Annotated in this window: 8 protein-coding genes and 1 pseudogene; 3 read left to right on the top strand and 6 right to left on the bottom strand. The window is 67.4% G+C overall.

From position 1 onward, the window contains the following. The coding region (locus B4F19_RS10305; RefSeq protein WP_292734645.1) for a DNA-formamidopyrimidine glycosylase family protein at positions 1-752 on the bottom strand (752 nt) is incomplete at its 3' end. Positions 753-764: 12 nt separating this feature from the next. After that, on the bottom strand, positions 765-1,352 hold the full coding sequence (locus tag B4F19_RS10300; RefSeq protein WP_292727071.1) for a GNAT family N-acetyltransferase: 588 nt from the start codon (positions 1,350-1,352) through the stop codon (positions 765-767). A gap of 125 nt (positions 1,353-1,477) precedes the next feature. On the opposite strand from B4F19_RS10300, the gene B4F19_RS15805 reads away from it, so the two are divergent. Both B4F19_RS15805 and B4F19_RS15800 read left to right on the top strand, forming a co-directional pair. After that, complete coding sequence (locus tag B4F19_RS15805; protein ID WP_349675949.1) at positions 1,478-1,870, top strand: SDR family NAD(P)-dependent oxidoreductase; 393 nt, start codon at positions 1,478-1,480, stop codon at positions 1,868-1,870. 54 nt (positions 1,871-1,924) lie between these two features. After that, positions 1,925-2,254, top strand: a pseudogene (locus B4F19_RS15800) (SDR family oxidoreductase); the annotation flags it as partial. A 25-nt stretch (positions 2,255-2,279) separates the two neighbouring features. Here the strand turns inward: B4F19_RS15800 and trpS are convergent. Together trpS and B4F19_RS10285 are read right to left on the bottom strand one after the other, a co-directional pair. After that, positions 2,280-3,284: a tryptophan--tRNA ligase gene (gene trpS / locus B4F19_RS10290; RefSeq protein WP_228179180.1), complete on the bottom strand. Its 1,005-nt coding sequence runs from the start codon at positions 3,282-3,284 to the stop codon at positions 2,280-2,282. 40 nt (positions 3,285-3,324) lie between these two features. Next, positions 3,325-4,173, bottom strand: a complete 849-nt coding sequence (locus B4F19_RS10285; RefSeq protein WP_292726350.1) for an exodeoxyribonuclease III — start codon at positions 4,171-4,173, stop codon at positions 3,325-3,327. Positions 4,174-4,275: 102 nt separating this feature from the next. Here B4F19_RS10285 and B4F19_RS10280 point away from each other — a divergent pair, with 102 nt between their 5' ends. Beyond that, on the top strand, positions 4,276-4,932 hold the full coding sequence (locus B4F19_RS10280) for a DUF1345 domain-containing protein (RefSeq protein ID WP_292734641.1): 657 nt from the start codon (positions 4,276-4,278) through the stop codon (positions 4,930-4,932). 15 nt (positions 4,933-4,947) lie between these two features. Here B4F19_RS10280 and B4F19_RS10275 read toward each other — a convergent pair whose 3' ends face one another. Together B4F19_RS10275 and B4F19_RS10270 are read right to left on the bottom strand one after the other, a co-directional pair. Continuing rightward, entirely contained in the window at positions 4,948-6,177 is a 1,230-nt protein-coding gene (locus tag B4F19_RS10275) for a YihY/virulence factor BrkB family protein (protein ID WP_292734639.1), read from the bottom strand. Positions 6,178-6,186: 9 nt separating this feature from the next. Beyond that, positions 6,187-7,401, bottom strand: a complete 1,215-nt coding sequence (locus B4F19_RS10270) for an MFS transporter (protein ID WP_292734636.1) — start codon at positions 7,399-7,401, stop codon at positions 6,187-6,189. Positions 7,402-7,570: the final 169 nt, after the last annotated feature.

Below are 7,570 nucleotides of genomic sequence, written 5' to 3'. Positions count from 1 at the left end.
CAGGCCTCGCCGCGACGGCCGTGCACCCGCATCCCGCGGCGCTTGGCATCCTTGAGATCTGCTGGCGGCTTGCCTGATGCCTCCGCGATCGCCTCGGTGAGGGTGTGCCGCATCGCGGCGAACAGGGTGTCGATGTCGGCATCGGTCAGGTTCGCGGCCAAGGCATAGGGCGACATCCGTGCCGCGTGCAGGATCTCGTCGGAGTAGGCGTTGCCGATCCCGGCGATGATCGACTGGTCGCGCAAGACGCCCTTGATCTGCGTCCGGCGGCCCGCAAGGAGCGCGGCGAGAGCGTCACGATCGAATCCCGGATCCAGCGGATCGGGGCCGAGTCGCTCGATGCCCGGCACGTCTGCAGGGTCTCGGGCGGCGTACACGGCGAGGGACTTCTTCGTGCCCGCCTCGGTGAGGTCGAAGCCTGAGCCATCCGAGAAACCGACGCGGAGCGCGATGGGGGTCTTGCCAGGGCGGATGATCGTGCTCGGCAGCTGGTCGTACCAACGGAGCCATCCCGCCTTCGCGAGGTGGAAGATCAGGTGCAGAGACGCAGCAGCATCCGAGTCCGCTTCGATATCGATGAATTTGCCGTGGCGTGACACGGACGCGACCCGCGCGCCGACGAGCGCGTCGAGGGGCGGGTCATACGTCTTGAGCGCCGCGATGTTGGCGACAGTCGCACGCGTGACAGTGAGCCCCGGCAGGCGCCCGGCAAGGTAGTCGACGAGTCCTTGCACTTCCGGCATCTCGGGCATGGCGCCATCCTGTCATGGGGTGGGAATCGGCGGCAGACCCCGATCGAGGACCGGCCACGCTACCGGCGTGCGGTCATCGCCGGGAAGAAGGCCTGCGATCCAGGCATCGTCTCGCTGTAGAGGGCCGGCGAGCGCCTGGCGCAGCGTCCCCTCGTAGCGGAATCCGAGTGCGCGAGCCGTCCGCGCCGACCCGGTGTTTCCCACGACGGCGCGCCACTCGATGCGCACCAGCGACATTCCCGCGGATTCGAACCCAAAGTCGACGACCGCGGTGGCAGCTTCGGTGAGGAGGTGCTGCCTACGCGCCCAGGGCGACATCCAGAACCCCAGCTCAGCAGCCTCTGTCTCCCGACGGTACAGCCCGATCATTCCGGCGAGGCGCCCGTCGTGACGGATGCCCCACGTCGCCTCTCTTCCCTCGGCCCAGTGGCGCTGCACGCGAGGGATGAACTGCTCGGCGTGCTCGCGGAGATACGGCGAAGGCACGGTGGTGTATCGCTGGATCGCCGGATCCTGGCACGCCTCGAAGATCTCATCCACGTCGGCGTCGGTCGGCGGCGAGAGTTCGCAGCGCTCGGTGCACAGCACGACGACATCCATCGCCCCACCCTAAGCGGCATCTCGGGACCTTCGCCTCTCGCTGTTCGGGTTCAGCACACGTAGCGTCAGAGCCATAGCGTTACGGAGCGCTCCGCGCCCCGGCGTGAGGGAGAAAGGACTCCGAGATGCGTACCTACGTTGTGACCGGCGCTGCCTCCGGTATCGGCAAGGCGACAGCGGATCTCCTCGTCGAGCGAGGCGACAGGGTGATCGGCGTGGACCTGCACGACAGCGATGTCGAGGTCGACCTGACGACAACCGAAGGCAGGGAGCGGCTGGTCGTCGAGGTGAATCGTCTGTCCGGCGGCAGGATCGATGGCATCCTCGCGATCGCTGGGCTTGCCGTGCCTGCGCCTGCGACTGTCGGAGTCAACTACTTCGGGATGGTCGCGACGCTCGAGGGACTGCGTCCTTTGCTGTTGGAATCCGTCGCGCCCCGAGCCGTCGGCGTTTCGTCGATGGCGAGCCTGCAGCCGTCGGACACGCGGCTTGTCGATCTGGAGTTGGGCGGGGACTAACCCGGGGCGCTCGCGCGCGCCACTGAACTTGCGGCCGACGCCGAGACAGGCAATCTCATCTACAGCTCGACGAAGGTCGGCTTCGCACGGTGGATTCGTCGCCACGCCGCTCTGCCGGAGTGGGCAGGGGCGGGAATTCCCCTGAACGCCGTAGCGCCGGGCGTCATTCTCACGCCGATGGTTGCTCCGCTCATGGAGACCGACGAGGGTCGTTCCATGATCGAGCAGGCGGTTCCCATGCCGCTCAACGGCTTCGCCGAAGCGATTGTCGTTGCCCGGCTGCTCGCTTGGCTGGCAGGCCCCGAGAACTCGCACCTGTGCGGTCAGGTCGTGTTTGTCGACGGCGGAAGCGACGTCGTGATCCGCGGGGACAGCGTCTGGTGAGCGACCTCGCGGCGCCGCAGGGTTCTCAGGCGCGGCGCAGTAGACCGATTCGGTCGTAGACGTCGCCAAGGGTCGAGCGTGCGACGGACTCGGCGCGAGCAGCGTTGGATGCCAGAACCCGGTCGAGTTCGGCCCGGTCATCGAGCAGCTCCAGCGCCCGAGCCCGCACCGGCTCGAACTCGTTCACGACGACGTCGGCGAGACCCTTCTTGAAGTCGCCGTAGCCGCGGCCGGCGTACTCGTCTTCGATCGCGGGGATCTGCCGACCAGTGAGGGCAGCGTAGATGACGAGCAGGTTCGAGACACCGGGCTTGTTCTCGCGGTCGTATCGCACCGAGCCCTCGCTGTCGGTGACGGCACGCATCACCTTCTTGGCGCTCTTGGCGGGCTCATCCAGCAGCCACAGCACGCCGGCATCCGACTCGGCCGACTTCGACATCTTCGCCGTCGGGTTCTGCAGGTCGTAGATCCGGGCGGTGTCTTGCTGAATGACGGGCATCGGCACCCGGAAGGTGGTGCCGTATCGTCCGTTGAAGCGCTCGGCAAGATCTCGCGTGAGCTCGACGTGCTGCTTCTGGTCGTCACCGACGGGCACGATGTCGGTCTGGTACAGCAGGATGTCGGCCGCCATGAGCACCGGGTAGGTGAACAGCCCAACGGATGTCGCATCCTGGCCGTACCGCTGCGACTTGTCTTTGAACTGGGTCATCCGCCCCGCCTCACCGAAGCCGGTGAGCGTCGAGAGCACCCATGCCAGCTCGGCATGCGCTGGAACGTGCGACTGCACGTACAGGGTCGACTTCGACGGTTCAATGCCTGCGGCGATGTACTGGGCCGCGGTGCGCCGGGTCTTCTCACGCAGCTCGGCCGGATCGTTCGGCTGCGTCAGTGCGTGCAGGTCGACGACCGAGAAGAACGCGTCGTAGGCCTCCTGCAGATCCCGCCACTGCATGAGCGCGCCGATGTAGTTGCCGATCTGGAGGGAGTCGGCGGAGGGCTGCATTCCGGAGTACAGGCGGGGCTTGGTCACCCGACAATCCTAGGCCGCGGCGATGTGGCAGCCGTCTCGCTCACCCGCCGATCGTGTAGTCGACGACGACCGGCGCGTGGTCGCTCCAGCGGGTGTCCCACGACGGTGCCCTGTCGATTCGGTACGCCGTGACCCGCTCGGCCAGCGGAGCAGTGGCGAGGTGGTAATCGATGCGCCACCCGGTGTCGTTGTCGAAGGCCTGGCCGCGGTTCGACCACCATGAGTACGGTCCATCGACCTCGCCGGCCCAGCGGCGTCCGACATCCACCCACCCGAGTCCGGTGCCGTTGGATCCGTCGACGCATTCGATCTCGGAGCCCGCGGGAGCGAAGATGCGGTCGAAGTATGCGCGCTCGCGGGGGAGGAATCCGGCCTTTTTGAGGTTGCCTTTCCAGTTGCGGATGTCGAGCTCGCGGTGCCCGACGTTCATGTCGCCCATAACGAGCGCGAGTGGTGAGTGGGCCTCAAGCTGGGGCAGCCGTGCCTGCATCGCGTCCAAGAAGGCGTACTTGGCATCTTGTTTGGGGGTGCCGTCCTCGCCGGAGTGAACATAGGCGCTCACCACCGTCAGCGTTTCCCCGTCGATGTCGAAGTCAGCCTCGATCCAGCGACCCGACTGGTCGAGCGGTTCTGGGCCGAGCACTGTCCGGAAGGCCCCGGCATCCATCCGGCTCGCTACCGCGACACCGGAGCGGCCCTTTTGGAGCGCTTCATGGTGCACGATCCGCCACCCGGGAAGGGCCGCCGTCAGCTGTTCTTCGTTCGCACGGACCTCCTGCAGGGCCATGATGTCGACACCTGCCTGGTCGATCCACTCGAGCATTCCCTTGCGGGTAGCGGCGCGGATGCCGTTGACGTTGATGGAGGCGATGCGGACGGTTCGGGGCACGCGCTTCAGCCTAGGCGCCGTCACCGACACCCGGTCCCGCGCTACGCTCGTCGAGACGACGCGCGGCGCGCGCGATCGACGTCGCGAAGCCCGGAGGTCGCGGTGGTACGAGCCGTCCTGAGCAGGCGCGGGCGCGCCACGTTCTTCATCCTCGGATGGGCACTGCAGCTAGCCGTCGCCGCAACCGGACTCATTGTCATCGCGGACGACACGATCGAGGCGCTCGTGGTGTGGTGCATCGCCGGCTCGGCTTATGCCGTCGGCGCGATGGTGATTCTCGCCGTGCTCGCGTACCGCGGAGATCCCGTTCCGGAGTCCCTTGCGATTGAGCGGAGCGCCTGGGTCAGCGTCGTCTTGGTGGCGGTGACGGTTCTGCCGAGCCTCATCGGCGTGATCGCAGCCATCACCGTCGTCATCGCAGACGACGGGTCGAATACCGGCCTCATCTTCCGCCTCATCGGGATCTGGGCGATGGTGCTCTCCTGGGGCCTTCTGCACTGGGGTTTCGCCCAGTGGTACATGTACCGCTACCGCACCGCCGCGGAGCCGCCGCTGCGGTTCCCGAGAACTCCGGAACCCTCGATCGTCGACTTCACCTATCTCGCCTTCACGATCGGCACCACGTTCGCCGTATCGGATGTCGAGACGTACTCGTCACGCATCCGATGGCTCATGACGGTGCACTCCGTCATCTCGTTTTTCTTCAACGGGGCGATCATCGTGTTCGCGCTGAGCCGGTTGACGTCGTTCGGCTCGTGATCGGCGCGCGGTGTGTCAGACGAAGCCGTCAAGCGCGCTGGGTCCGCGGGGCGTCGGCGGCGCCGACGCCTTCACTTCCGCCAGCTCCTCTTCGGCGCGGCGTACGTCCCGGGACGCCGCCCACCGCGCGTACCACGGGGCGGCATCGAGCGCTTCCTGTGCGGTGCGCAGGCGCACCTGGGCCGCGAGCAGCAGCGCGGCGTGCTCCTCAGCGAGTTGCTCCGCTTCGGTCTTCTCCAAGAGCGGGATGTTCTCGTCGCGGGCCGAGATCGCGATCCATGCTGCGCCGACCAGCATGATGATGCCGATGAGTCGGAACCACAGCAGCAGACCGACGAAGATCGCGAAGGTGGCCAGCAGCGCGTTCGTCGGCGTGTAGCTGAGCAGCCACCCGGCCCCGAGCTGAAGAACCGTGACCGCCGCTCCGGCGAGCAGAGCTCCTGGCCAGATCGTGCGCCACCGCAGGCTCGTGCCGGTGAGGAACCGGAAGAGTGCGGCCAGCGCCGCGGCATTGATGGCGAAGGAGATCAGAAGGGTCGCGGCGCGCACCCCGATCGAGAACCACACCGACCCCGTATCCAGCCCCAGCAGCGAGAACACGATGTCGAGTGCCCAGGTCCCAGCGGCACCCAGCGCGCCGCCGACCAGCAGCAGGATGCCGAACAGCGCCGCCGCCAGCAGATCGCCGCTCTTGAGCAACAGATACGGCCGCCGGTCGGGGGGCAGCACGAAGATCTCGCGGACAGCGCGTCGAGAGAACGTCACCCAGCCGATCGCGGTCCAGATCAAGGTCACGAGAGCTATCGCACCCGTGATCCCGAACAGACTCGCCGAGTCGGTGGCGATCGCCGATACCGCGTCGGGGGTGATCGGTCCGTCTTGGTCGATCATCCCCGGGATGTACCGATTGATCATGTCGATGAGGCTCTGGATGGCCTCTTCGCTGCCGCCCAGCCAGAGCCCAGCGAGCGCGAAGGCGACGTAGACAGCAGCGAAGATCGCGAACAGTGCCTGGTAGCTCACTCCCGCGGCCAGAAGGAACCCGTTGGCGATCAGGAAGTGGCGCCACACGCGAACCGGAAACCACGCCAGCGTTCGCTTGGTGACCCGCGTCGCGAATGAGATCGGCTCCTCGAACCGCGTGAGCAGGCGCTCCTGGGTCTCCTCCCACCGCGCACGCAGGGTCTCCTCCTGCTGCTGTGCCGCGCGTGCGGTGTCGCGGCTCTTGCGGTCGGGCGAACTCACGTTCTCAGGTTAGCGAGCCTCAGGTGCAGCATCCGCCTCGGCGGAGGCGCGTGAATCCGTGCGGAACCAGTGGACCACCGACAGGGATGCCGCGAGCACCGCCGCCGGGATGAGGAATGCGAGAGCAAGTCCTGGACCGTCAGCGAGGACGCCGACGATGACGGCGCCGAGGATCGCTCCCGCGTAGTTGAAGATGTTGACCCGGGCTATCACCTGGTCGGAGTGGGCGGGTGCGAGGTCGCCGGCCGCACCGAAGGTGACCGGGATCAGGATGCCGGTGGCCGCGCCGGCCAGCGTGAAGCCGACGATCGCGGCGATCTCGAACGGCAGAAGAGCGACAGCCACGACACCGACCACCGAGACGACGATCGCGCCTGCGACCAGCCGGCGCCTGCTCATGATGCCCAGGAGCCTGTCAGTCGCGAGGCGGGTGATCAGCACGCACGCCTGGTAAGCGGCATATCCGAGCGGCGCGAGAGCGGGCAGGGCCCCGAGGTCGTCCTGCAGGTAGACCGTGCTCCAGGTGCTCACGGCGGAGTCGACGACGAACACCGCCAGGATGACGAAGCCGAACGCCCAAATGCCTGCCCGGGGGAGCCGAGCGCGCTCGGACGCCGGGAGAGCGGTCTCGATCGGCACCTCGCGGGCGAACAGACGGATGCCGACAACAGCCACCACGAGGATCGCCACGCCCGCCGTCCCGATCGCCACGCCCGCGGCGAAGGGTGACGCCGCGATTGCCGATACGAGGAGGGCTCCGGCGATCGCGGCAGCCGTATAGGCCGAGAAGAAGCCGCCGAGGAGCGGCTTGCCGTGCGCGCGTTGCACGATGACCCCCTGCATCGCGGTCGCTGCATCCACGCAGCCGAGGCCGATGCCGTACACCGCGAAGAGCGAGACGAAGAGCGGGAACGGTGTCGGTAGCGCAATCGCGGGGAGGGCCGCAGCTTGAAGGAGAAGCCCCACAACAAGGGCGGTGCGGCTTCCGAACCGCACGGCGAGGGCGTTGGCGAGCACGGACCCGCCGGCTGCGGCGATAGCCACACCCAGCACGATGAGCGTGACGACAGTGTCATCCACGCCCTGCCGCTGCTTGAGCGCGGGGAGGGAGGTGACCACGACGGCATACCCGAGTCCCTGAGCCGCGTAGGCGGCGAACACTGCGACGCGCGTGGACGTCGATCGCGCAGCGCCGGCGACCGTCGCCGCGTCTGGGGTGCTCATTCGGCCAGAGTAGCGACCAGGGAGCCCCGGCGAAGAAGCGATTCAGATCCTCAACGAGGCATGAAGCCCGACGTGGGGCACGGGGCCGTGCCGCGCCGCAATGCGGCCCGGCTCAGGCTTTGCCGCGCCGCAATGCGGCCCGGCTTAGGTGTGATGTCCAGGCAGGTTG

The organism is Microbacterium sp. UBA1097 (assembly GCF_002313585.1).
In the GTDB taxonomy this organism is placed as follows: Bacteria; Actinomycetota; Actinomycetes; order Actinomycetales; family Microbacteriaceae; genus Microbacterium.
The sequence above is the reverse complement of the archived record's forward strand: the minus strand, read 5'-3'. Positions and strand labels throughout refer to the sequence as shown.

Excerpts from the sequence above, each read along its gene's own strand:
- B4F19_RS10300 (WP_292727071.1), bottom strand. The coding sequence starts at position 1,352 with ATGGATGTCGTCGTGCTGTGCACCGAGCGCTGCGAACTCTCGCCGCCG.
- B4F19_RS15805 (WP_349675949.1), top strand. The coding sequence starts at position 1,478 with ATGCGTACCTACGTTGTGACCGGCGCTGCCTCCGGTATCGGCAAGGCG.
- B4F19_RS10270 (WP_292734636.1), bottom strand. The coding sequence starts at position 7,401 with ATGAGCACCCCAGACGCGGCGACGGTCGCCGGCGCTGCGCGATCGACG.